Annotated in this window: 22 protein-coding genes; 8 read left to right on the forward strand and 14 right to left on the reverse strand. The window is 68.9% G+C overall.

Going from position 1 to position 23897, the window contains the following annotated elements; translation table 11 throughout:
* Nucleotides 1-22: 22 nt before the first annotated feature.
* The 4 genes from IEY14_RS07700 to IEY14_RS07715 form a co-directional block, all read right to left on the reverse strand.
* The gene (locus tag IEY14_RS07700; protein WP_188907632.1) at nucleotides 23-1348 is read right to left on the reverse strand and encodes a hemolysin family protein; all 1326 of its coding nucleotides are present in this window, start codon (nucleotides 1346-1348) and stop codon (nucleotides 23-25) included.
* Nucleotides 1349-1654: 306 nt separating this feature from the next.
* Nucleotides 1655-2575 (reverse strand): hypothetical protein, encoded by a 921-nt coding sequence (locus tag IEY14_RS07705; RefSeq protein ID WP_188907633.1) that lies wholly within the window; start codon nucleotides 2573-2575, stop codon nucleotides 1655-1657.
* A 54-nt stretch (nucleotides 2576-2629) separates the two neighbouring features.
* On the reverse strand, nucleotides 2630-4003 hold the full coding sequence (locus IEY14_RS07710) for a glutamate--cysteine ligase (RefSeq protein ID WP_188907634.1): 1374 nt from the start codon (nucleotides 4001-4003) through the stop codon (nucleotides 2630-2632).
* A 103-nt stretch (nucleotides 4004-4106) separates the two neighbouring features.
* Nucleotides 4107-4871, reverse strand: a complete 765-nt coding sequence (locus IEY14_RS07715; protein WP_188907635.1) for a 16S rRNA (uracil(1498)-N(3))-methyltransferase — start codon at nucleotides 4869-4871, stop codon at nucleotides 4107-4109.
* 87 nt (nucleotides 4872-4958) lie between these two features.
* Between IEY14_RS07715 and IEY14_RS07720 the strand changes: the two genes are divergently transcribed.
* The 5 genes from IEY14_RS07720 (at nucleotide 4959) to IEY14_RS07740 (ending at nucleotide 9454) form a co-directional block, all read left to right on the forward strand.
* Entirely contained in the window at nucleotides 4959-5756 is a 798-nt protein-coding gene (locus IEY14_RS07720; protein WP_188907636.1) for an SDR family NAD(P)-dependent oxidoreductase, read from the forward strand.
* Nucleotides 5757-5833: 77 nt separating this feature from the next.
* Nucleotides 5834-6604, forward strand: coding sequence for a sulfite exporter TauE/SafE family protein (locus tag IEY14_RS07725; RefSeq protein ID WP_188907637.1), 771 nt, complete (start codon nucleotides 5834-5836; stop codon nucleotides 6602-6604).
* 100 nt (nucleotides 6605-6704) lie between these two features.
* Entirely contained in the window at nucleotides 6705-6890 is a 186-nt protein-coding gene (locus IEY14_RS07730) for a CsbD family protein (protein WP_188907638.1), read from the forward strand.
* A gap of 138 nt (nucleotides 6891-7028) precedes the next feature.
* Nucleotides 7029-8420 carry a class II fumarate hydratase gene (gene fumC, locus IEY14_RS07735; protein ID WP_188907639.1) on the forward strand — a complete coding sequence of 464 codons (1392 nt, stop codon included), beginning with the start codon at nucleotides 7029-7031 and terminating at the stop codon, nucleotides 8418-8420.
* Nucleotides 8421-8569: 149 nt separating this feature from the next.
* Nucleotides 8570-9454 carry a glycosyltransferase family A protein gene (locus tag IEY14_RS07740; RefSeq protein WP_188907640.1) on the forward strand — a complete coding sequence of 295 codons (885 nt, stop codon included), beginning with the start codon at nucleotides 8570-8572 and terminating at the stop codon, nucleotides 9452-9454.
* Nucleotides 9455-9494: 40 nt separating this feature from the next.
* Here IEY14_RS07740 and hisG read toward each other — a convergent pair whose 3' ends face one another.
* The 4 genes from hisG to IEY14_RS07760 form a co-directional block, all read right to left on the reverse strand.
* Nucleotides 9495-10196, reverse strand: coding sequence for an ATP phosphoribosyltransferase (gene hisG / locus IEY14_RS07745; RefSeq protein ID WP_188907641.1), 702 nt, complete (start codon nucleotides 10194-10196; stop codon nucleotides 9495-9497).
* Entirely contained in the window at nucleotides 10193-11299 is a 1107-nt protein-coding gene (locus tag IEY14_RS07750) for an ATP phosphoribosyltransferase regulatory subunit (protein ID WP_244639385.1), read from the reverse strand. Before IEY14_RS07750 ends, hisG begins: the two co-directional genes overlap by 4 nt.
* A 5-nt stretch (nucleotides 11300-11304) precedes the next feature.
* On the reverse strand, nucleotides 11305-12801 hold the full coding sequence (gene hisS / locus IEY14_RS07755; protein ID WP_188907643.1) for a histidine--tRNA ligase: 1497 nt from the start codon (nucleotides 12799-12801) through the stop codon (nucleotides 11305-11307).
* Between the two features lie 734 nt (nucleotides 12802-13535).
* Nucleotides 13536-14144 (reverse strand): DNA-3-methyladenine glycosylase I, encoded by a 609-nt coding sequence (locus tag IEY14_RS07760; protein WP_188907644.1) that lies wholly within the window; start codon nucleotides 14142-14144, stop codon nucleotides 13536-13538.
* Nucleotides 14145-14320: 176 nt separating this feature from the next.
* On the opposite strand from IEY14_RS07760, the gene IEY14_RS07765 reads away from it, so the two are divergent.
* Both IEY14_RS07765 and IEY14_RS07770 read left to right on the forward strand, forming a co-directional pair.
* The gene (locus IEY14_RS07765; RefSeq protein WP_188907645.1) at nucleotides 14321-15199 is read left to right on the forward strand and encodes a L,D-transpeptidase; all 879 of its coding nucleotides are present in this window, start codon (nucleotides 14321-14323) and stop codon (nucleotides 15197-15199) included.
* Between the two features lie 181 nt (nucleotides 15200-15380).
* Nucleotides 15381-16100 (forward strand): L,D-transpeptidase, encoded by a 720-nt coding sequence (locus tag IEY14_RS07770; protein WP_188907646.1) that lies wholly within the window; start codon nucleotides 15381-15383, stop codon nucleotides 16098-16100.
* 52 nt (nucleotides 16101-16152) lie between these two features.
* Here the strand turns inward: IEY14_RS07770 and glcF are convergent, their stop codons facing one another.
* The gene (gene glcF / locus IEY14_RS07775; RefSeq protein ID WP_188907647.1) at nucleotides 16153-17475 is read right to left on the reverse strand and encodes a glycolate oxidase subunit GlcF; all 1323 of its coding nucleotides are present in this window, start codon (nucleotides 17473-17475) and stop codon (nucleotides 16153-16155) included.
* A gap of 248 nt (nucleotides 17476-17723) precedes the next feature.
* On the opposite strand from glcF, the gene IEY14_RS07780 reads away from it, so the two are divergent.
* Nucleotides 17724-17906: a DUF2934 domain-containing protein gene (locus IEY14_RS07780; protein WP_188907648.1), complete on the forward strand. Its 183-nt coding sequence runs from the start codon at nucleotides 17724-17726 to the stop codon at nucleotides 17904-17906.
* Nucleotides 17907-17959: 53 nt separating this feature from the next.
* Here IEY14_RS07780 and kdsA read toward each other — a convergent pair whose 3' ends face one another.
* From kdsA to IEY14_RS07805, 5 genes are all read right to left on the reverse strand, one after another.
* Nucleotides 17960-18796, reverse strand: coding sequence for a 3-deoxy-8-phosphooctulonate synthase (gene kdsA / locus IEY14_RS07785; protein ID WP_188907649.1), 837 nt, complete (start codon nucleotides 18794-18796; stop codon nucleotides 17960-17962).
* A gap of 437 nt (nucleotides 18797-19233) precedes the next feature.
* Nucleotides 19234-20571: a nucleotide sugar dehydrogenase gene (locus tag IEY14_RS07790; RefSeq protein ID WP_188907650.1), complete on the reverse strand. Its 1338-nt coding sequence runs from the start codon at nucleotides 20569-20571 to the stop codon at nucleotides 19234-19236.
* A 107-nt stretch (nucleotides 20572-20678) separates the two neighbouring features.
* The gene (locus tag IEY14_RS07795) at nucleotides 20679-22094 is read right to left on the reverse strand and encodes a mannose-1-phosphate guanylyltransferase/mannose-6-phosphate isomerase (protein WP_188907651.1); all 1416 of its coding nucleotides are present in this window, start codon (nucleotides 22092-22094) and stop codon (nucleotides 20679-20681) included.
* A gap of 129 nt (nucleotides 22095-22223) precedes the next feature.
* Complete coding sequence (locus IEY14_RS07800; protein WP_188907652.1) at nucleotides 22224-23054, reverse strand: DUF2793 domain-containing protein; 831 nt, start codon at nucleotides 23052-23054, stop codon at nucleotides 22224-22226.
* Nucleotides 23055-23122: 68 nt separating this feature from the next.
* A complete protein-coding gene (locus IEY14_RS07805; protein WP_188907653.1) occupies nucleotides 23123-23878 on the reverse strand; it encodes an endonuclease III domain-containing protein in 756 nt (251 codons plus the stop codon).
* Nucleotides 23879-23897: the final 19 nt, after the last annotated feature.

A 23897-nucleotide genomic window follows, 5' to 3' on the forward strand; every position in this document is an offset into this window, starting at 1 on the left:
TCGGGCTCTGGAATCCCGGCCGTCAGAAGGACGTGCCGCCGTCCTCGTCCTCGTTCGCCGCCTCGCGCCGCCGCTCGGCGAGGATCTTGTCGATGCGCCGCCCGTCGAGATCCACGACCTCCAGCCGCCAGTCGCCCCAGTCGGTGCTTTCCCCGACATCCGGGATATGGCCGAAGCGGTCCAGCATGAAGCCGGCCAGCGTCTCGTAGTCGCGATCCTTCGGAAATTTCAGCGGCGCCAGCGTGCGCTCCACCGCGTCGATCGGCAGGCCGGCATCGATCAGCCAGGAGCCGTCGGTGCGCTGGACGATGGAATAGTCCTCGTTCTCGCCTTCCGGCAGCGAGCCGCCGATCGCGGCCAGAATATCGGTCGGCGTGACGATACCCTCGAAGGAGCCGTATTCGTCGAGGACGATCGCCATATGGAGATTGGCCGAGCGGAAGCGTTCCAAGAGCTTCAGGACCGGCATCGTCTCGTTGACGAAGAGCGGTTCGCGGATCGCGGCCGACAGGTCGACCCTGCCGTTGTTGCGCACCTGTTCCAGAAGGTCCTTGGCTTGCACGACGCCGACGATGTCGTCGGAATCCTCGCCCATCACCGGGAAGCGCGAATGGCCGGCCTCGCGGATCTCGTCGAGGATCGTGTCGGCCGAATCGCCCATGGCGAGCCAGTCGGCATCGGGGCGCGGCACCATGATGGAGCGCACGTTGCGGTCGGCGATGCGCAGCACGCCTTCCAGCATTTCGCGCTCCTTCTCCTCGAAGACGCCGGTCTGCGTGCCCTCGGCGATCATCGCCTTCACGTCCTCTTCCGTCACCATGTTGCTTTCCTCGGTCGAGGTGCCGAAGAGGCGGGAAACCGCGACGGTGGAAACGGTGAGGAGCCAGACGACCGGGGCGCCGATCGTGGCGAGGCCGCTCATCACCGGCGCGACGAAGACGGCGATCGCCTCCGAGCGCTTCAGGGCGAAGCCCTTCGGCACGAGCTCGCCGAAGATCAGCGACAGATAGGTGATGACGACGATGACGATCGCGAAGGCCAGCGCGTTGGCCGAGGCGGCCGTGATGCCGGGCATCGTCTCGAGGATGGCGGCGAGCGGCTCGGAGAAGACCGAGCCGCCATAGGCGCCGGCGATGATGCCGACGAGCGTGATGCCGACCTGGACGGTGGACAGGAAGGCGGTCGGGTCCTCGGTCAGGCGCAGCGCCGTCCGCGCCCGCTTGCTGCCCTCGTCGGCGAGCTGCTGGAGCCGGGAGCGCTTGGCCGAAACGAGGGCCAGCTCCGACATCGAGAAGAAGCCGTTGAGCAGGATCAGGAAGATCAGGATCAGCGTGTTGACGAGAAGCATCTAAAACGAGGGGTTGTGGAGGAGAAACGGTCCGCGGGCGGCCGTGGGGCGAAAGAAGGGGCGGGGAGGCACGGAGCCCCCGTCGGTATGATGGGCCCGCGCGGGGCGGGGTGTCGGCAAAGGGTGACGGCCGTCGAAGCGGCCGGGCGTTCCGCTCATCGCATTGCGCTTTGTGTCACCGATCCGAACCGTCCATTCCTGTTTCGCAGAGGCGGAGATAGCACAAACGCGAGGGCTTTCGACAGGGGAACCTGTCGGCGGGGCGGTCGATCCCGCCGCGCCGGCCTCGAAAGGGCGCGGCGCCCGTCAGCCGTTCGCGGCTCCCTTGTCGGAAAAGCGGTCGAAGAGCGCGGCCATTTCCCGCGCATAGTCCTCCTGCATCCGCCGGCCGGTCTGCAGGAAATTGCCGACGAGATCGTCCTCCGGCCGCGGCGGCCGGCTGGCCGCGCCGGGGGCCGGCTGCGGCAGGGGCAGGCGCGTCGCGTCCGCCGCCGCGCGCATGCCCTTGGCGAAGGCGTCGAACATCATGGCGAAGGGCGTGACGGGGTCGGCCGCCGGCCCGCCCCGCGCGGCGAAGCTCGCCGGCGGCGGCGCGACGGGCTTCGCCACGCCGGCCGCCTGGCCCCAGAAGTCGAAGCCGCTGCGCATCGCCTGCGCGAAAGCGTCCGCGAAGAAATTGGCGGGCATCGGCAGCGTGGCGCCCCGCGACGGGCGGCCCTCGTCGGAAGGGCGCGTCAGCGCCTCCACGGCATTGGCGCCGCGCCGCATCATCTCGGCCGTCGCCGCGCCGAGATCGCCGCTGGCGAGCCCCGCCGGCTGCAGCCGGCTCCATTCGGCGAGCGCGCCGCGCATCATCGCCTCCATGCCGATCGTAGCCATCTGCGGCATCATGCGCGACAGGATGTCGGGGGCGATGCCGGTCAGCGCCGCCGCCTGGCGGGAGACCGCGTCGCGCAGGCCCGGCGCGCCGAAGATCGCGCCGAGAAAGGTCTCGCCCGCCGCGCGGGCCGAGGCGTCCGGGCGCGGGGTCATCGCCATGAAGGCCTTCGAAAGTTCCGCCCAGCGCGCCGGGCTTTCGAGCGCCTGGCGCATGCCGAGCGCGAAGGCGGGCTCCAGCGCGGCGCGGGCCTTCTCGAACTCGGCCTGGGTCAGCCGGTAATGTTCGGCGAGGCGGTCGGCGACGAAATTGCCGTCCTCGGCCGCCGGCCGCTCGTCCTGATTCGTCATCCCGCCGTCCACGCGCCTCGCATCCCGTCAGAATGACGGCAGGCGGGCGAGGCTTCAATAGGTCAGATGGCGAAACAGCTCGGGAATGCGCTTTTCCCAGCGGCCGTCGAAGAGCCTGACAAGCTCCTCGGCCGGCGTGCGGCCGCGCGCCAGTGCCTCTTCGAGCGGGGACAGGAAGACCGTCTCGTCGAAGCCCTCGTCGTTGAGCCGGGCCCGGGCGGCCAGACCCTTGCGGGCGATGGCGACCGCCGCCCGCGCCAGTTCGAGCACCGTCCCGTCGCGGAAGCGCGTCGAGAAGCCCTCGCGCGGCACGGCGGCGCGCAGGGCCGCGACCTCCTCGAAGCGCCAGTCCTTCGTCAGGTCGTCGGCTTCGGCGAGCGCCGCGTCGTCGTAGAGGAGCCCGACCCAAAAGGCCGGCAGCGCGCAGATCTCCCGCCACGGGCCGCCATCGGCGCCGCGCATCTCCAGGAAGCGCTTCAGCCGGACATCCGGGAAGAGGGTGGAGAGATGGTTGGTCCAGTCGCCCATCGAGGGCGGCTCGCTGCCCAGCCGATCGGCCAGCGCCCCGTCGAGGAACTGGCGGAAGGTGACATGGGTGGCGTCGATATAACGGCCGTCGCGGATGACGAAATACATCGGCACGTCGAGCGCCCATTCGGCATAGTCGCGATAGGAAAAGCCCGGCTCGAAGACGAAGGGCAGGAGCCCGGAGCGCTGGTTGTCGACATCCGACCAGACCTCGGAGCGCCAGGAGACGAGCCCGTTCGGCCGGCCCTCGGTGAAGGGGGAATTGGCGAAGAGCGCCGAGGCGACGGGCTGGAGCCGCATGCCGATGCGCATCTTGCGCGCCATGTCGGCCTCGGAGGAGAAGTCGAGATTGACCTGGATCGTCGTCGTGCGGAACATCATGTCGAGGCCGCGCGTGCCGACCTTCGGCATGTAGCGGCGCATGATCTCGTAGCGCGACTTCGGCATCATCGGCGTTTCGGCGAGCGTCCAGAGCGGGCTCGAACCGATGCCGAGAAAGGCGATGCCGAGCGGCTCGGTCACCGCCTTCACGTCGGCGAGATGCCGGTTCGATTCGGCGCAGGTGCCGTGGATCGATTCGAGCGGCGCGCCGGAAAGCTCGAACTGGCCGCCCGGCTCCAGCGAGATCGCGCCGCCGCCGGAGCCGCCGGCCAGCCCGATCAGCCGCCCCTCGTCGAGGATCGGCTCCCAGCCCGTGCGCTCCTGCATGCCCTTCAGCACGGCCTCGATGCCGCGCGGCCCCTCGTAGGGCACCGGCGCCAGCGTGTCGCGGTAATAGCCGAACTTCTCGTGCTCGGTGCCGATGCGGAAGGCCGCCTTGGGCTTCTCGCCGTCCCGCAGATGGCCGACGAGGTCGTCCATCGAGGCGATCGGGGTCAGATCGGTCGTATCGCGCGCCATGCCTCTCCTCGACCGGTCGCTGCCGACGCGGCTGTTCCGGATGCGTGTGCTGTCTGCGGCTTTTCCGCGGCGCGCGCAAGGCGGGCGCCGGTGAACAGGCCGGTCATTCCGCCCCGCCTCCATCACGGGCGCCCCAGTCGCCGACCGCCGCCTGGAGCACCGCCAGCGCCGCGACGGCGGCGGTGTCGGCGCGCAGAATGCGCGGCCCGAGCGAGATCACCGTGACGAAATCGCGCGCCCTGAGCATCGCCCGTTCCTCGGCCGAGAAGCCGCCTTCCGGCCCGACGAGAAGATCCGCCGGGCCCGCCGCCTCGGCCCGCAGCACCTCGATCGGGCTCGCCGCGTCCTCGCGCTCGTCGCAGAAGACCAGCCGGCGCCCGGCCGGATAGGCGGCGAGAAGCTCGCCGAGCTTCACCGGCGGATGGCATTCGGGAACATGCAGGATGCCGCATTGCTCGGCCGCCTCCACCGCGTTCGCCCGCATGCGCTCGAGATTGAGGCGCGAGGCCTGGACATGCTGCGTCATCACCGGCTGGAGCCGGCGGGCGCCCATCTCCACCGCCTTCTGCACCATGTAGTCGAGCCGGGCCGATTTCAGCGGCGCGAAGAGATAGCCGAGATCGGGGGCGGCGGGCTGCGGGCGCAGAGGCGTCTCGACATGGAGGAGGACGCGCCGCTTGCCTTCCCGGCCGAGCCGCGCCCCCCATTCGCCGTCGCGGCCGTTGAAGAGGAGCACGCCCTCGCCGTCGCCGAGCCGAAGCACGTTCGCGAGATAGTTGGCCTGCGCCGGCTCGGTCTCCAGAACATGGCCGGCCTGAAGGTCGCCCATCACGAACAGCCGGGGGGTGCGGAAATCATAGGTCGGCATCGATTCGTCACAGCATGGCTTCGGCGGAAACCTAAGATGTTTCGCCCCGTTGTCACTCGCAACGCAACGCGGATGAAGGCACGACCCATGGATCTCGGCATCAAGGATCGCGTCGCGATCGTCACCGGCGCCGATGGCGGCATGGGCCTCGCGACGGCCAAGATCCTGGCCGGGGAGGGCGTGAAGCTCGTCCTGTCCGACAAGGCGACGGCGGGTGTCGAGGCCGAAGCCGCGCGGCTTTCGACCGAAACGCTCTGTGTCGCCGCCGACGTCACCGACCAGGGGGCCGTCGACGCGCTGGCCCGGGCGGCGCTCGACCGGTTCGGCCGGATCGACATCGTTGTCCATACGAGCGGCATCACCGGCGCCAAGGGCGATCCGCTGGACCTGTCCGACGAGGACTATCGCGAGGCCTGGGACACGGACTTCTTCTCCGCCGTGCGGATGGCCCGCGCCACCTTCCCGGCGATGCGCCGGGGAAAATGGGGGCGCTTCGTCTGCATCGCCTCCGAGAACGCCGTCCAGCCCTATTGGGAGGAGGCGACCTACAACGCGGCGAAGGCCGCGCTCGCCGCCTTCGTGAAGAACCTTTCTTACCGCTCCGCCTCGGACGGCATCCTCTGCAACACCGTCTCGCCCGCCTTCATCGCGACGCCGATGACCGACGAGATGATGGGGAAGCGTGCCGAGGAGAAAGGCGTCTCCTTCGACGAGGCGATCGCAAGCTTTCTCGACGAGGAACGGCCGGGCATCGCCCTGAAGCGGCGGGGCCGGGCCGAGGAGGTGGCGGCGGTGATCGCGCTTCTCGTCTCCGAGCGCGCCTCCTTCGTCAACGGCGCGAATTACCGGGTCGATGCCGGTTCGGTCCTGTCCGTCCAGAACTGACGGCGATCGCGGGAGCGGCGCCCCTGGCGATCGGGCGCGCGAAATGCAGATAGTGCGCGCTCGCTTCCGGGGACCGCATGTCTGATTTCCTTCTGTTCCTACTCGTCGGCGGTCTCGCCCAGCTCGTCGACGGCGCCCTCGGCATGGCCTATGGCGTGATCTCCTCGACGGTGCTGATCGCCTTCGGCATTCCCCCGGCCCAGGCCTCGGCCTCCGTCCATGCGGCGGAGCTCTTCACCACCGCCGCCTCGGGCACCGGCCATATCGTCAACCGCAATATCGACTGGAAACTGTTCTGGCGCCTCGTGCCCTTCGGCGTCGTCGGCGGCGCGCTCGGCACCTTCGTCCTCACCGGCATCGACGGCGAGGTGATGAAACCCTTCGTCGCGCTCTATCTCGGCCTGATCGGCCTCTTCCTTCTGGTGCGGTCCTTCCGCCGCGCGCCGCGCCGCCAGATCGGTCCGCGCGTCGTGCCGCCGGTCGCGCTCGCAGGCGGCTTCCTCGATTCGATCGGCGGCGGCGGCTGGGGGCCGATCGTCACCTCAGGCCTGCTCGGGGCCGGCGGCCAGCCGCGCTATGTCATCGGCACGGTGAACACGGCCGAGTTCCTGGTCGCGCTCACCGTCTCGCTCTCCTTCGTCTTCGCGCTCGTCACCGGGCATTGGGAGGACGCGCCCGATCTCACGGCCAATCTGACTGCGGTCGGCGGCCTCGTCGCCGGCGGCATCGTGGTGGCGCCGGTCGCCGGCTATCTCGTGCGGATCATCCCGGAGACGTGGCTCCTGCGGATCGTCTCCGTCCTGATCCTCTGCCTTTGCGGGACGCAGGTCTGGGGCTTGGTGAAATAATCGTAATCTTTCGTGAGCCGGGAACAGGATGACCGCCGCCTCGTTTCTTCCCCGACACCGCGCGAATGAGCGACGCGGACCAGGATGTGAGGTAGGAACCATGGCGATCGAGAAGGAACAGGCCTCGGGCGGTCTCAAGGAAGTCGGCGGCAAGATCAAGGAAGCGGCCGGCAAGCTCGTCGGCAACGAGCGCCTCGAGGCCGAAGGCAAGCTGGACCAGGCCGAAGGCAAGACCGAGAAGAATTACGGCAAGGTCAAGGGCGCCGTGAAGGACCAGCTCCACTAACCGGTTCTTATCCTTGTTGCGTCGGACGGCCGCCTTCGGGCGGCCGTTTCGTTTGGGAAAAGCCTCCCGCGCTTGCGAAGCACGGCGCCGGCATGCCAAAGCGGCGGCCAGCGAAGCTTGCGAAACGGGCGCTTTCCCATGGCCAACACGCGGCGTGAAACCGACACCTTCGGCCCCATCGAGGTCGAGAGCGACAAGTATTGGGGAGCGCAGGCGCAGCGCTCGCTCGGCAATTTCAAGATCGGCTGGGAAAAGCAGCCGCTGCCGATCGTGCGTGCGCTCGGCATCGTCAAGCGCGCCGCCGCCGAGACGAACATGGCGCTCGGCCGCCTCGACCCGAAGCTCGGCCAGACGATCGTCGCCGCCGCGCAGGAAGTGATCGAGGGCAAGCTCGACGCGCATTTCCCGCTCGTCGTCTGGCAGACGGGCTCGGGCACGCAGTCCAACATGAACGCCAACGAGGTGATCTCGAACCGGGCGATCGAGATGCTGGGCGGCGAGATGGGCTCGAAGAAGCCTGTCCATCCGAACGACCACGTCAATATGAGCCAGTCGTCCAACGACACCTATCCGACGGCCATGCACATCGCCTGCGCCGAGGAACTGGTGCACCGGCTGATTCCGGCGCTCCAGGTGCTGCGCAACGCATTGAACGACAAGGCGCAGGGCTTCGCCCATATCATCAAGATCGGCCGCACCCATACCCAGGACGCGACGCCGCTGACGCTCGGCCAGGAATTCTCCGGCTACACGACGCAGGTCGAGAACGGCATCGCCCGGATCGAGCAGACGCTGCCGGCCCTGATGCAGCTCGCCCAGGGCGGCACGGCGGTCGGCACCGGCCTCAACGCGCCGATCGGCTTCGCCGAGAAGGTGGCGGAGCACATCGCCGCGATCACCCAGCTGCCCTTCACCTCCGCGCCCAACAAGTTCGAGGCGCTCGCCGCCCATGACGCGATGGTGTTCAGCCATGGCGCGATCAACACGGTGGCGGCCTCGCTGTTCAAGATCGCCAACGACATCCGCTTCCTCGGCTCCGGCCCGCGCTCCGGCCTCGGCGAATTGCAGCTGCCGGAAAACGAGCCGGGCTCCTCGATCATGCCGGGCAAGGTCAACCCGACCCAGTGCGAGGCGATGACGCAGGTCTGCGTCCAGGTCTTCGGCAATCACGCCGCCCTGACCTTCGCCGGCAGCCAGGGTCATTTCGAGCTGAACGTCTTCAACCCGGTGATGGCCTACAACTTCCTCCAGTCGGTGCGGCTCCTGGCCGACGCGGCGGTCTCCTTCACGGAGAACTGCGTCACCGGCATCGAGGCGCGCGAGGACAACATCAAGGCGGCGCTCGGCCGCTCGCTGATGCTGGTGACGGCGCTCGCCCCGACGATCGGCTACGACAACGCGGCCAAGATCGCCAAGACCGCGCACAAGAACGGCACGACCCTGAAGGAAGAGGCGTTGGCGACGGGCCTCGTCTCGGAAGAGGACTACGACCGCATCGTCGATCCGGCGACGATGACGCGGCCGGGCTGATCCCCGTAGCACGCTTCTCCACGCCGCCATGATCGAGCCATCTCGGATCGTGGCGGCTGGAGGACGTCGTATCGGGCAAACCGTTTGCCGCAAAATAATTTGCCGTCTAACGAACGATCGGGATATTTGGCGCGAGGCGAGTCGCGCCGATGGTTTCTCGTTCCGAGTTCCGCAGATTGCAGCGTATCATCTCGCTTTCGACGATCCCGCCCCGTTTCCGGCTGATCGAACCGACCCTGCGAAGCCTTCTCCGGCAATCCATGCCGGCCGACGAGGTCAGGCTCTACATTCCCCGCTCCTACCGCCGCTTTCCGGACTACGATGGCAGTCTGCCCGATCTGCCGCCGGGCATCACGCTCTGCCGCCCGGCCGAGGATCTCGGACCTGCTTCGAAGATCCTCTTCGCTGCCGACGAGCTGCGTGAACGGGACTGCCAGATCCTTTTCTGCGACGACGACCGGATCTATCAGCCGGACTGGGCTCGATTTCTTTTCGAGCATCAGGCACGCCGTCCGAGGGAATGCGTCAGCCTCGTCGGCAAGCCCATCCATCGGCCGAAGACCGCTGCGGGCCGACGCCGCCGCCGAAGAGAGGAACGGCGGTCGCCGCAAAAGGCGGGCTTCGCCAAGCCGCTGCTCAATCCGCGCCGCGCCGCTCTCCATATCGCTGATTTCTTTGCCCGAACTTGGAAGCCGGCCGATGCCAGGGTGCTGCAACGCTCCCGCATCTATCGCGCCGGCCATGCGGAAATCCTGCAAGGCTATGGCGGGGTGGCGGTACGGCCGCATTTCTTCGATGCGAGCGCGAAGGTCATCCCGGACATCATCTGGGCCGTGGACGATTACTGGTTGTCCGGTCTCCTCGCCAGTCGCAACATTCCGATCTGGCTGCCGGCGCACGCGCCGATGCCGCTGAAATCGGCGACGTCGGGTGTCGAATCGCTTTTGGAAAGCGAGATCGACGGCAGCGGACGCACGGAGGCCAACCAAGCCTGTATCGACTACATGCGCGCCCGCTACGGCATCTGGAACTGACGGGGGACCGGCGGCCGGCGCATTGCGCGCGGCGCCTGTCTCAGCGGGGAAGGGTCGAAAAGCGCCGCCGAACCTCGTCCGCCGTGTCCGCCTCCACCGCCTCGCGCGATTTCCTTGCCATCAGGAGGCAGGCTTCGGATCGCAGGATCAGCCCGTCCGAGAGGATCTTCAGCCGGTTGGCCTTCAGCGTCGAGCCGGTGGAGGTGATGTCGACGATGATGTCGGCGGAGCCGGCCGCCGGCGCGCCTTCGGTGGCGCCGAGGCTTTCGACGATCCGGTAGCTCTGGATGCCGTGGCGCCGCGTGAAGAAGCCCTGGCTCAGGCGCCAATATTTCGTCGCGATGCGCAGGCGGCGGCCGTGCCGGGCGCGATAGCCCGCCGCGACGTCGCCGAGATCCGCCATCGTGTCGACATCGACCCAGGCCTCCGGCACCGCGACGATGACATCCGCCGCGCCGAAGCCGAGCCGCGCCACGAAATCCAGCCGCGCCTCCGGCTCGGCGATGGACTCACGGATGAGGTCCTCGCCGGTGACGCCGAAATCCACCGCGCCGTCGCGCAGTTCGCGAGCGATCTCGGAGGCGGACAGAAGCAGGACGTCGAGCCCGTCGATGCCGGAGACGCTGGTGCGATAGGAGCGGGCGTCCGCTGCCGGCTCGACCCGGATGCCGGCGCGCCCGAGCGCGGCGACGGCATCGTCCTTCATGCGGCCCTTGGAGGGAATGGCGAGAGTCAGCGTCACCGGCGCGCTCCGATGCGGTCGAGCCAGAGGGAGAAGCCGACGGCCGGCACCGGCGCGCTCGCGCCGAGATAGGCGAGAAGATGGTCGTAGCGCCCGCCGCCGGCGACCGGTTCCGGCGCGCCGGGCGCCCGCGCCTCGAAGACGAGGCCGGTATAGTAGTCGATCGCCCGACCGAAGGCGGCGCGGTAGCGGATGCGGCCGAGCGGGACGCCGGCCGCGCCGAGCGCCGCCGCCCGGGCCTCGAAGAAGCCGAGCGCCCGGCCAAGATCGATGTCGTCGCCGCAGACGGCGGCGAGCCGGCCGGCCGCCGCGTCGAGCGGGCAGTCGATGGCGAGGAAGTCGCGTAAGCGGCGGAGCGAGGCCTCCGACAGGGCGGTGGCGGCGAAGGCGACCTTTTCCACGAGCCGCGCCGCGATCTCCGACGCCATGCGCCCGGAATGCGGCGGCAGCCCGCCTTCCGCCTTGAGCCCGTCGATCGCCTCTTCCAGCGCGGCCATGTCGCGCCGCATCGCCAACCGGCGGAGTTCGGGATCGAGGCCCTTCAGCGAGCGCCCGTCATGGCGCGCGAGGTCGTCGAGCGCCGCCTTCAGCGCCGCCTCGTCGCCGAAGGTGCGGATCAGCCGGCGCTGCCAGCTTTCCGGCAGGCCGAGGCCGGCGAGAAAGGCCTCGAACAGGCCCTGGTCGCCGAGGACGACATCGAGGCCGTCCAGCGCGAGGCCGCAGGTGGCGAGCCCTTCCAGCGCATCGGCGAGGACGCGGGCGTCGGCCGCCGCCTTGTCGGCATGGCCGAGATCCTCCAGCCCGGCCTGCCGGAATTCCGGCACGCCCTCGCGGCCCTGGCGGAACACCGTGCCGAGATAGGAATAGCGGCGGGGCAGGGGATTGGTCGCCGCGATATGGGCGAGACAGACCGGAATGGTGAAGTCGGGGCGCAGGCACAGGACCTCGCCCGCCTCGCCGCGCGTCAGGAAGATGCGGCGGCGCAGCGCCTCGCCGGTGGCGTCGAGATAGGGCTCGGCCGGCTGGAGCAGCGGCACGTCGACGGGCCGCGCGCCGAGGCGGTCGAACAGCGCCAGCAGCGCGGCGTCGGGTTCGGCGCTCACGGAAATCAGGCGCCGGCGCGCCGCGCGAGGATGCGGCGCACGGCGTCCACCAGCTCCGCTTCCGGCACGAGGTCCTGGCCGGCGCGCATCGCGCGCCATTCGGCATTGTCCTCGACCCCGGCGGAGAGTTCCTTGCCGAGCGCCAGATCCTTCACCTGCACTTGGCCGGCCGCCTTCTCGTCGCCGCCCTGGATGATGACGCAGGGCGACTGGCGCCGGTCGGCATATTGCAGCTGCTTGCCGAACTGCTTCGGATTGCCCTGGAACACCTCGACCGGCACGACCGGCCGGCCCGGCGCGTTCAAGGCGTTGCGCAGGAGCGTCGCCATCGCCTGGTAATCGGCCATGCGGTCGCGATCCATGACGGTGACGATGACCGGCCCCGGACGCTCCGCGACATCGAGGCGGCCGAGATTCTTCAGCGCCGTCATCAGGCGCGACACGCCGATGGAAAAGCCCGTCGCCGGCACCGGCTGGCTCATGAAGCGCGAGACCAGCCCGTCATAGCGCCCGCCGCCGCCGACCGAGCCGAAGACGACCTTCTCGCCCTTCTCGTTGACGACGGGAAAGAGCAGTTCGGCCTCGAAGACGGGGCCTGTGTAATATTCGAGCCCGCGCACGACGGATGGGTCGATCTGAATGCGTCCTACATAACCTGCTGCAGAACAATAAGCCGCAATCTCGGAAAGTTCTTTGAGCCCTTCCCCAAAACGGCCATCACGGATTTTTCCTTGGAATATCTCCCATAACTCTCCGATCTCTGGAGTATTGAGAAAGCGAACGAGTGTTTCGATGGCGTCTTGTTGGAGCTCCGCGCCCTTCGTGAAGTCGCCGCTCTCGTCCTTGCGGCCGGCGCCGAGCAGCAGGCGCACGCCGTCCGCGCCGAACTTGTCGAACTTGTCGAGCGCGCGCAGCACGGTGAGGCGGCGCGGCTGGTCGCCTTCGAGGCCGATCGCGTCGAGAATGCCGTCGAGCACCTTGCGGTTGTTGACGCGGATCACGTATTGGCCGCGCGGAATGCCGAGCGCCTCCATCGTGTCGGCCATCATCATCGCCATCTCGGCATCGGCCGAGACGTTCGGCGCGCCGACGATGTCGGCGTCGAACTGCATGAACTGGCGGAAGCGGCCGGGGCCTGGCTTCTCGTTGCGGAAGACATAGCCCGCCCGATAGGAGCGATAGGGCTTCGGCAGGTCCTCGAAATTCTCGGCGACATAGCGGGCGAGCGGCGCGGTCAGGTCGTAGCGCAGCGACAGCCATTCCTCGTCGTCGTCCTGCAACGAGAAGACGCCCTCGTTCGGCCGGTCGCTGTCGGGCAGGAACTTGCCGAGCGCATCGGTATATTCGAACATCGGCGTCTCGACCGGCTCGAAGCCGTAGGTCTCGTAGACGCGCCGGATGACGCCGAGCATCCGCTCCTGTGCAATCAGATCGGCGGCGGTGCGGTCGACGAAGCCGCGCGGCTGACGCGCCTTCACTCGTTGAGGCTTCTTGGAGGCCATGATTGCCCGTGTCTACTCGGAACCGGCGGGGACCGTCGAAGAGGCGCCCGGAGCCGGTCATTGGTGATCAATCTGCGCGCGTCGTAGCCGATTTCGCCTCGTCAGGGAAAGGGTGACGACGGCGCCGCCGCGATTCCTCTCCCCGGCGGGGAGAGGGTGGCCGCGCAGCGGCCGGGTGAGGGGCCTGCGGCGGTGGAAAATAAGCGCCGGTGCCGCCGCTACGCGCCCCTCATCCCCTGCCGGACCTTCTCCCCGCAGGGGAGAAGAAGGCTGATCGTCCGTCGTCTGCGCCAGCGGCGCGACGGTCGTCCGTCGAGAACCACCAAAGAGCTTCGAAGGACCTTTGTTCCTGTGAGCTTCAGGAACCGGGAGCGCCGCCGCGATTCCTCTCCCCGGCGGGGAGAGGGTGGCCGCGCAGCGGCCGGGTGAGGGGCCTGCGGCGGTGGAAGATAAGCGCCGGTGCCGCCGCTGCGCGCCCCTCATCCCCTGCCGGACCTTCTCCCCGCAGGGGAGAAGAAGGCTGATCGTCGGCTTATGGAGCCCGGGAAGAGAAGGCGTTGCCGTCGCCACCGCGTCCCTCTCCCGAGTCGGGAGAGGGTGCCGGCAGGCGGGTGAGGGAGCCGTGGGGCGCTGAAATCAGTGATCGGCGCCGTCGGGCGCCCTACGCTTCCCTCATCCCCCTGCCGGGACCTTCTCCCGACTCGGGAGAAGGATGCGGCTTTGCCGCTATGCCCTCACTTCGGGCGGATGAAGGCTTCCCGCTCCGCCTCGCAACCGGCCCGGCAGAAGCAGGTGTCGAGATGGTCGTTGACGATCCCCTCCGACTGCATGAAGGCGTAGCAGGTGGTCGGGCCGACGAAGGCGAAGCCTTTCGCCTTCAGCGCCTTCGACAGGGCGGCCGAGCGCGGCGAGATCGGGTTGGCGCGCAGCCAGTCCGCCGTCATCGCGGCGGGGCGTTCCTCCGGTGGCGGCTCGAAGCTCCAGGCGAGCGCGGCGAGGCTCTCGCCCTTCTCATGCATGGCGCGCAGCGCCCGCGCATTGCCGATGGCGGCGAGGATCTTCGCCCGGTGCCGCACGATGCCGGGATTGCCGAGCAGGCGCTCCACCTCCGCCTCGCCGAAACCCGCCATCCGCTCGGCCTCGAAGCCGGCGAAGGCCTCGCGGAACCCCTCGCGCTTCCTGAGGATCGTCGCCCAGGAGAGGCCCGACTGAAAGCCTTCGAGACAAAGCTTCTCCAGAAGCTTCGTCTCGTTCCCCTCCGGCCGCCCCCATTCGCGGTCGTGATAGGCGAGATAGGCCGGCTCGCCATTCGCCCAGCCGCAGCGCGCCGGGGCTTCCGTCATGGCATCATCCATCGCGGTCGATTCGTCCCTAACCCTTCGTCAACCATAACCGAAGCTTTCCGAAGATGGTTGACGGATCGCGCCCCGTCTTCACCATTCGCTTGCCGTCCCGGTGCCACTTTTGGCTCGGCCCGCTGTCCAGGCGGGCGACTTGCCGAGAGGGTCCCCTGTCCGCCATGTCGATCGCCGCCTTCCGTCTTCGCCGCCCGGCCCCCGCGCTGCTTGCCGCGCTTCTCCTTCTCGCCGCCGCGCCGCCGAGCCTCGCGCGCGACCGCGCCGGTGCGATCACCGGCGTCCAGGTCGCGCCGGACCTCGAACGCGAATGGCTCTTGCAACTCGCGCCCGGCAGCGGCGTCGTGCCCGGCTATCGCCGCCCCGAGCTCCGGCGCAATGCCGGCTATGCCGATCCCTCGACCATCCGGGGCACGGTCGGCTATTCCCGCCTGCCGGAGATGCAGGCCTCGATGGCGAGCCCGGCAAAGGCGCGCGATACGGCGGAACCGCCCGTCGCCCGCCCGGCCGCGACGCCGGTGGCCATGGCCGCCCAGGCGCCCGTGCGCGCCGCCAAGCCGGCGAAGGACGGCGCGGGACGCGGCCTCGATCCGCGCTTCCTGCCGCAGGATGTCGATTACACGTCGCCCGAAAGGCCCGGCACGCTGATCATCGATACGAATCAGCGCTTTCTCTATCTCGTCCAGGGCGACGGCAAGGCGCGGCGCTACGGCGTCGGCGTCGGCAAGCCGGGCTTCGAATGGGCCGGCCGGCATCAGGTGACGCGCAAGAGCGAATGGCCAGTCTGGACGCCGCCCGAGCAGATGCGCGAGCGCGAGCGCGCCAAGGGCCGCATCCTGCCGGTGCGCATGGAGGGCGGCCCGGAAAACCCGCTCGGCGCCCGGGCGATGTATCTCGGCTCGACGCTCTACCGCATCCACGGCACGAACCAGCCCTGGTCGATCGGCAAGGCGGTGTCCTCCGGTTGCATCCGTATGCGCAACGAGGACGTCATGGATCTCTATGGGCGCGTGCCGGTCGGCACGACGGTGATCGTGCTCTGAGGGCAACAGTCGCGTCCGAAACGCATCGGGTGGCGATCACAGCTCGCGGAGGCGCGCGCCGATCGTCCACGGGCGCCTTGCCGAAAGGGTGAGCGCGGCCAAAGCTTTGTTCATGACGGCCGAAAGGGTGACAACCCCATGGAGCCGATCCGCGTATGAGGAAAAGAGGGGACAATCGCATATGAGGACGTTGCGAATCACGCTTGCGCTCGTCGCCGGGCTGGCCGGCCCGGCGCTGCTCGCGCCCGCCGCCGCCAAGGCGGAGGAGATGCGCTACAACTATATCGAGAATCGCTGGGAGCCGGCCTCGGCCGCGCAGCGCCGCATGTCCTCGGCGATGATGCGCAAGCCCGCCAAGGAATTCATGCGCAAGGAGGTGCGGATCGGCACCAACGAGGCGCCAGGCACGATCATCATCGATTCGGAGCGCCACTTCCTCTACTTCGTCGAGGGCAACGGCCGGGCGACGCGCTACGGCGTCGGCGTCGGGCGCGAGGGCTTCGGCTGGTCGGGCACCGCCAAGGTCGGCCGCAAGGCGGAATGGCCGGACTGGTATCCGCCGAAGGAGATGATCGTCCGCGAGCGCGTGCAGAACAAGCGCGAGATCCCGGCCTATATGCCGGGCGGCCCGGACAATCCGCTCGGCGCGGCGGCGCTCTATCTCTACCAGAACGGCCGCGACACGATGTTCCGCATCCATGGCACCAACCAGCCCTGGACGATCGGCCAGAGCATGTCCTCCGGCTGCATCCGCATGATGAACCAGGACGTGCAGGATCTCTACACCCGCGCCGGCCCGGGCACGAAGGTGGTGGTGATCGACGCCAACGGCGCCGGCCGCAACGCCGTCTATGCCGAAGCCGGCCCGCGCGGCATCCTCGACGCGATCTTCGGCGGCTGAATCCGCCTCCCGGAACGGACAGGACGAACGGCGGCTTCGGCCGCCGTTCCCGTTATTCGGCTGCGACCGGCATCGGCTGCGGAGCGAGGCCGGCCAGCGCGGCCGGGCGCTCGCCGCCATAGGCCCAGTCGAGAAGCTGCACCGTGTGCAGCACCGGCAGGTCGAGGCCCGACCCGATCTGCGTGATGCAGCCGATATTGCCGGTCGCCACGCAGTCCGGCGCCACCTTCTGGATATTCGCCACCTTGCGGTCGCGCAGCCGCGCCGAGATGTCCGGCTGAAGGATATTGTAGGTGCCGGCCGAGCCGCAGCAGAGATGGCCTTCCGGCACGTCGCGCACGGTGAAGCCGGCGCGGGCGAGCAGCGCCTTCGGCTGGCGCGTCACGCGCTGGCCGTGCTGCATGGAACAGGCCGAGTGATAGGCGACGACGAGCCCGCCCGGCCGCTCCGGCGCCGGCGGGTCGAGCAGCGCCAGATATTCCGTCACGTCCTTGGCGAGCCCGGCGACGCGGGCGGCCTTTTCGGCATAGGCCGGGTCGAGCCGCAGCATATGGCCGTAATCCTTCACCGTCGTGCCGCAGCCCGACGTGGTGACGAGGATCGCCTCGATCCCCTCCGCCTCGATCAGCCGCGTCCAGGCATCGACATTGCGGCGCGCGAAGTCGAGCGCCGCCGTCTCGCGGCCCATGTGATGGACCAAGGCGCCGCAACAGCCCTCGCCGGGCGCCGGCACGATCCCGACGCCGAGGCGCCCGAGCAACCGCGCCGTGCTGGCATTGATCTCCGGGTCGAGCACGCGCTGGGCGCAGCCGCCGAGAAGGGCGACGCGGCGGCCGGCCTTGGCCGGGACGGCCTCCGGCGCCGCCGCCACCGGCAGGCGGCCGGGGGCGAGGCGCAGCATGGCGGCGAGCGGGCGAAGCGGCTTCACCTTATCGAGGACGGGCGCGAGCGGCCGGGCGAGACGGGCAAGGCCGAGGCTGGCGCGAAAGCGTGCCGGATAGGGCAGGACGGCGGCGAGCAGCGCCCGGATCAGCCGATCGGGCAGGGGGCGGCGATAGGTGCGCTCGATATGGGTGCGGGCATGATCGACGAGATGCATGTAGTTCACGCCCGACGGGCAGGTCGTCATGCAGGACAGGCAGGACAGGCAGCGGTCGACATGCGTCACCACCGTCTCGTCCGCCGGCCGGTCGTTCTCCAGCATGTCCTTGATCAGATAGATCCGGCCGCGCGGCGAATCGAGCTCGTTGCCGAGCGTCACATAGGTCGGGCAGGTGGCGGTGCAGAAGCCGCAATGGACGCATTTGCGCAGGATGCGTTCGGAATGCGCCACCTCGGGGTCGGCGAGCTGGTCCGGCGAGAAGGTCGTCTGCATGGCGTGCCGAGGATCATGTCGAAGGGACGGGGCGGACAGGGTCGCGCCGCGCCTGGAATTCGAAGGGTTCGAGCGGCGATCCTAGCACCAAATTAACGCTTGTGGCCTCCAATGGCGCATATTCCCCGCGAACGAGCGCCGAGGCGACCATGGAAAATGTGTCTTCCGCCATTTTCAACGCTCAAGACACTTTTCGCGCGAGCGTTTCCCTTTACATTCAACCGGGAACGCGGATCGGGAGAAATGCCATGCAGGCGAGAACGGATACTGACGAAGACGTGCGTCGCCTCGCCTATTTCCTCTGGGAGAAGGCCGGGCGCCCGAACGGCAAGGAACATCACTTCTGGGCGGAGGCCTCGCGCGAGATCGAGGGCGAGCTGAAGTCCAAGGACGCCCCCAACGGCGTCGAGCGGCGTTCCGTCGCCCGCTGAGACGAGAGCCGGCGGCGCGCCTTATGGCTTGCCGCCGATCCTTGGGGCCGCCTTTAGCCTTTGCGCACGGCGTCGAGGCGCTTCATCGTGTCGAGGAAGCCGGGCATCCAGTCGAGCGGCAGCATGTTCGGCCCGTCGCTCGGGGCATTGTCCGGGTCGTCATGGGCCTCGACGAAGAGGCCCGCGACGCCGACCGCGACGGCGGCGCGCGCCAGAACCGGCGCGAAGCGGCGATCGCCGCCCGACGAGCCGCCCTGGCCGCCCGGCTGCTGCACCGAATGGGTGGCGTCGAACACCACCGGATAGCCGGTCTCGGCCATGATCGGCAGGCCACGGAAATCGGTGACCAGCGTGTTGTAACCGAAGGAGGCGCCGCGCTCGCACAGCATGATGCGCTCGTTGCCCGAGCCCGCGATCTTGGCCGCGACATTGGTCATGTCCCACGGGGCGAGGAACTGACCCTTCTTCACGTTGATCGCGCGGCCCGTCTCGGCGGCGGCGACGAGAAGGTCGGTCTGGCGCGACAGGAAGGCGGGGATCTGCAGGATGTCGATCACCTCGCCGGCGGCCTTGGCCTGCGGGATGTCGTGGATGTCGGTGAGGACCGGGCAGCCGAAGGCGTCGCGGATGGCTTCCAGGATGCGCAGGCCCTCGTCGAGGCCGATGCCGCGCCGGCCCTTCAGCGAGGTGCGGTTGGCCTTGTCGTAGGAGGCCTTGAACACGAAGGGCACGTCCGCCGCCCGCGTCATCGCGGTGAGGCGTTCGGCCACCATGAAGGTATGGTCGCGGCTCTCGATCTGGCAGGGGCCGGAGATCAGCACGAACGGCAGCGCATTGCCGAAACGGATCTCGCCGACCGCGAAGTCCTTCGCCTCTACCGTCCCGCTCATGTCTCGCCTCCCTTCGGCCGGAAGGGCCGCTCGGCGCGGGCGTAACGGCTCACCGGCGCCAGCGCAAGCCGGGGGCGGGCGGCAGAGCTTCTCCCGATTTCTGCTCGGTGCGCAGTTCGAGCCGTTGTCGATCTTGCGCGAAAAGGGGATTGCAGCGTCGAGATGCCGCTTTTCCTACATCGAAAGCGATGTGGGGCACCCACGCCGGAGATTGGCCTGATCTCCCCCCTTGAGGGGGGATGCCGGCAGGCATAGGGGGGTGCGAAGGCGCAAGCCTTCGATCGTCGCGGCGGTAGAAAAGGGGGGCCTCGCTATCGCTCGGCAGCCCCCTCTGGGCTGCCGCCCATCTCCCCCTCAAAGGGGGGAGATCACGCAGTTTTGCGGTCTCGCAATTCCTGCGTCCGAAGCAATGCCAGGCGCTACCCTCCGCGTAACGCTCAGGCCTTGACGATCCGCGCGCCCGTCAGCCCTCGTCGTCCCAGCGCGTTGCGGGTGTCGACGACGAGCGGCGCGGTTCTGGCGACGAGGGCGTAGTCGACCGCGTCGTGATCGGTCGCGATCAGCACCGCGTCGCAGGCGCTGAGCGTCGCCTCGGTCAGCGGCTCGGAGCGCCGGCCGGCGAGGCGGGGATAGGCGCGGGTGCGGCCGATCACCGGCACGTGCGGATCGTGATAGGAGACCGCCGCTCCGCGATCGTCGAGGATGTCCATCAGCCTGAGCGACGGGCTTTCGCGCGTGTCCTCGATATTCTTCTTGTAGGCGAGGCCGAGGACGAGGATGCGCGCGCCCTTCAGGCCACGGCCGCTGGCGCGGTCCAGCGCCTCGGCCAGCCGATCGACCACGTAATGCGGCATGCCGGTATTGATCTGGCCGGCGAGTTCGACGAAGCGCGTCGTCACGTCGAACTCGCGTGCCTTCCAGGTGAGGTAGAAGGGGTCGATCGGCACACAATGGCCGCCGAGACCCGGCCCCGGATAGAAGGGCATGAAGCCGAAGGGCTTGGTCTTGGCGGCATCGACCACTTCCCAGATGTCGATGCCCATCTGGGCGTAGATCACCTTCAGCTCGTTGACGAGCGCGATATTGACGGCGCGGAAGATGTTCTCGGTCAGCTTCACCGCCTCGGCGGTCGCGGCCGAGGAGACCGGCACGGTGCGCTGGACGAGGGCGTCGTAGAGCGCCAGCGCCAGTTCGCGCGCCGGCCCGTCGTCGGCGCCCACCACCTTCGGGATGGACGAGGTCGAGAAGTCGCGGTTGCCGGGATCCTCGCGCTCCGGCGAGAAGGCGAGGAAGAAGTCGGTTCCGCAGATAAGGCTTGAAGCTTCGAGGCGCGGCCGCACCACTTCCGCCGTGGTGCCGGGCCAGGTGGTGGATTCGAGGACGACGAGATGGCCGCGCCTCAGGCGCGGTGCGATCGTCTCCGCCGTCGTCTCGACATAGGAAAGATCGGGCTCGCGCTGGCGCGACAGCGGCGTCGGCACGGCGATCAGGATGGCGTCGACCTCGCCGAGGCGATCGAAATCGGTGGTCGCGACGAAACGGTCATTCGCCGCCGCCTCGGCCATCGCCTCGGTCGGGATATGGCTGATGACGCATTCGCCGGCATTGATCTGGGCGACGCGCGCCGCGTCGATGTCGAAGCCGGTGACGCGGAAGCCGGCGCGGATCGCCGTCAGCGCCAGCGGAATGCCGACATAGCCGAGGCCGATCACGCCGATGGCGTAGTCGCGGCGGGCGATGCGGCGGATGAGGTCGGCGGCGAGGGCTTCGGTCATGCCGTCCCTTCTAATGCAGGCCGGCGAAAAGGGCAGGGGCCCTCACGCGAAGGGGCGGGTCCCGAAAGACCCGCCCCTCCGTCTCGCGAAACCAGCGTCGCCGGGCCTCAGCCCCGCGCGTAGACGTCCTCGATGCGCACGATGTCGTCCTCGCCGGTATAGGAGCCGACCTGGACCTCGATGATCTTCAGGTCGATCTTGCCGGGATTGTGCATGCGATGGACGCAGCCGATCGGCAGATAGGCTGCCTCGTTCTCGTGGTAGAGCTTGACCTCGCCGTCGATCGTCACCTCGGCCGTGCCATGGACGACGACCCAATGCTCGGCGCGGTGATGGTGGCGCTGCAAGGACAGCGTCGCGCCGGGCTTCACCGTGATGTGCTTGACCTGGAAGCGCGGGCCGATGTCGATGCGCTGATACCAGCCCCAGGGCCGGTGGATGCGCAGATGCTCGCTCGCCTGCGGGCGCTTCTCCGCCTTCAGCTTGGTGACGAGATCCTTGACGCTGGCGGCGCGCCGCCGGTCGGCGACCAGCACCGCGTCATGCGTCGCGACGACCACGACATCCGACAGGCCGACCACCGTCGTCAGCATGCCTTCCGAACGCACCAGCGAATGGGTGGTGTCGAGCACCGCCGCGTCGCCTTCGAGGACATTGCCCGCCGCATCTTGCGGCTTCACCGCGTGGAGCGAGCCCCAGGAGCCGATATCGGACCAGTCGAAGGCGGCGAAGAGCACGCCGGCCCGCGCCGTCTTCTCCATCACCGCATAGTCGATCGAGATCTTCGGCGCGGCGGCGAAGGCGGCGGGGTCGAGGCGGATGAAGTCGAGATCGCGCACGCTCTTCTGCACCGCCGCCTCGGCGGCTTCGACCACGGCAGGCGCCAGCCGCGTCAGCTCCTCCAGCATCGCGCCGGCGGAAAAGGCGAAATTGCCGGAATTCCAGACATAGCCTTCCGCCAGATAGCGCTCGGCCGTCGCGCGGTCGGGCTTCTCGACGAAGGCGTCGAGGACATAGGCGTTGTCGCCGATCGATTCGGCGCCGACGCGCACATAGCCGTATTCGGTGGAGGGCTCGCTCGGGCGGATGCCGAGCGTCATGATGCGTCCGTCCTTGGCGAGGCGCGCGGCGGTGCGCGCATCGGCGACGAAGGCGGCCGCGTCGCGGATCAGATGGTCGGCGGCGAGCGCCAGGCAGACGGCCGCCTCGTTGCGGGCCTTCGCCAGCACGGCGCCGACCGCGACGGCCGGCGCCGAATCCTTGCGCTCGGGTTCCAGCACGATATCGGCCTCGACGCCGATCGCCGCCAGCTGCTCGGCGCAGATGAAGCGGAAGTCGTTGCTGGTGATGACGATGGGGCGGCCGAAATCCGCCCCGGTCACGCGCCGGATCGTCGCCTGGAAGGTCGACTCGCCCCCTTCGAGCAGGGAGATGAACTGCTTGGGCATCGTGTCCCGCGACACCGGCCAGAGCCGCGTTCCGGCGCCGCCCGCCATGATGATCGGTATGATCTCGCCTGCCATGCCACCCTGCCGCGAATCGTTGACTGCTTGTCGCTCTCTTTACGGCAGAATGGCGGTAAAGTCCTAGCGAGCCCCGACAATCCTCGGCTTAGGCTTAACCGCGCCGCCCGGCGTCGGGGCCTCGCGGCTTCAACCGAGTGTTGCGCGATCGGTGACGCGCCGCCAGGCGGCTCCGTCGGAAAAGGCCAGAACGGCGCCGCCCACCTCGTCCGACACGAAGATCACCGCGCCGGCGCCCGTCGCCGCCGCGTCCGGCAGCGCCGCCTTGGCATAGCGTCCGACGCGCACCGGTCCGGCGACGTCGAGCGGAGCGGTCGGGTTCGTCGTGCCGAGGCCGAGACGCCCGGTTCCCGGTTCCACGAACAGCGCTTGCCGCCAGGTCGCGCCATCGGCCGAGACCTTGACGCTCAGCGCCTCGTCGCCCGCAAGGCCAATCTCGGCCCGGCCGGAATAGTTTGTCTGGAAGACGAGGCTCGCCGTGTCGCCGGCCTTCGCCTTGTTGATCGCGACGCGGGAATGGTCGCCCTCATGATCGAAGAGAACGGCGCGGCTGGCGACCTCCAGCCGGTTGTCGCCGCTCGCCGCGCGGGTCTCGCCGATCCCGAGCCGTTCGGCCCGGCGCAGCACCGCGTCGCGCCAGGCGGTGCCGTCATGGACGAGGCCGAGACGCTCGCTTTCCAGCCAGAGCGCCCAGCCGGCGCGGGGCTTCAGGAACTGCCAGGCCTCGCCCTGGCGCAGCGCGATCTCGCCGCCATGCCCGGCGAACTCGCCGCTGGCGGACGCCGCGACCAGCAGGCGGTCGCCTTCCACCGGCGCGGCGGGCGGGGCGGCGGCGCGATCGCGGGCGGCGAGATGGACGAGCGCGTCGAGGGCGAGAAGCGCCTCGTTATGGGTCAGGTGCTTCTGCGCCTGGGACGGCATCAGGAGCGGCAGGGCGAGGCGGCTCGTTTCTTCGGTCATCGGCGGGCTCCGGTTCGGGTCGGAGCCAAGCTAAGCCGGTCGGCGCCGGCGGGGATAAGTTCCGCCGCTCAAGCGACCTCGAAGGCGCTCGGACAGATGCCCGCCAGGACGCAGCGGTCGCAGGCGGGCTTGCGGTGATGGCAGACCTTCTGGCCGTGCAGCATCAGGATCTCGTGATTGTCGTAGAGCTCCTGCGCGCCCCAGTCGGCCGGGAGCTGTGCCCTGAGGACGACATGCGAGGGGCCGACATCGACTTCGGGGCCGATCAGCCCGAGGCGCTGGGCGACGCGGTGATGGTGGCTGTCGACCGGCAGGGCCGCCATCCGCAGCACGGAGAAGGAGAGGACGGCGGCGCTGGTCTTCGGTCCGATGCCGGGCATCTCCTGGAGCCAGGCCCGCGCCGCCTCGACGCTCATGTCCTTCAGGAAGTCGAGCGACAGGCGGCCGGTGCGCTCGCGGATGGCGGCGAGCGAGGCCTGGATGCGCGGCGCCTTCTGTTCCGGCCAGCGCACGCCGGCGATCGCGGCCTCCACCTCTTCGGTCGGCGCGTCGATCACCTCGCTCCAATCGGGAAAGCGGGCGCGCAGGGCCTTGAAGGCCCGGCCGGAATCGGCGTTGCGCGTGCGATGCGACAGGAGCGAGGAAACGAGTTCGCTCAACGGATCGAGCGAATGGAAATAGGGGATCGGACAGCCATAGACCGGGCAAAGCCGGTGATGGATCTCCAGCGCCTTCTCGGCCAGCGAGGGATCGGCGGCGGGAGCCGGGGCGCGGCGCCGGGCCGGGCGGGGTTCGAGCGGCAGCGAGGGGTGAAGACTGGCCATGGAGACCCGAATCCACGGC

It is taken from the genome of Aureimonas endophytica, assembly GCF_014642635.1.
Taxonomy (GTDB): domain Bacteria; phylum Pseudomonadota; class Alphaproteobacteria; order Rhizobiales; family Rhizobiaceae; genus Plantimonas; species Plantimonas endophytica.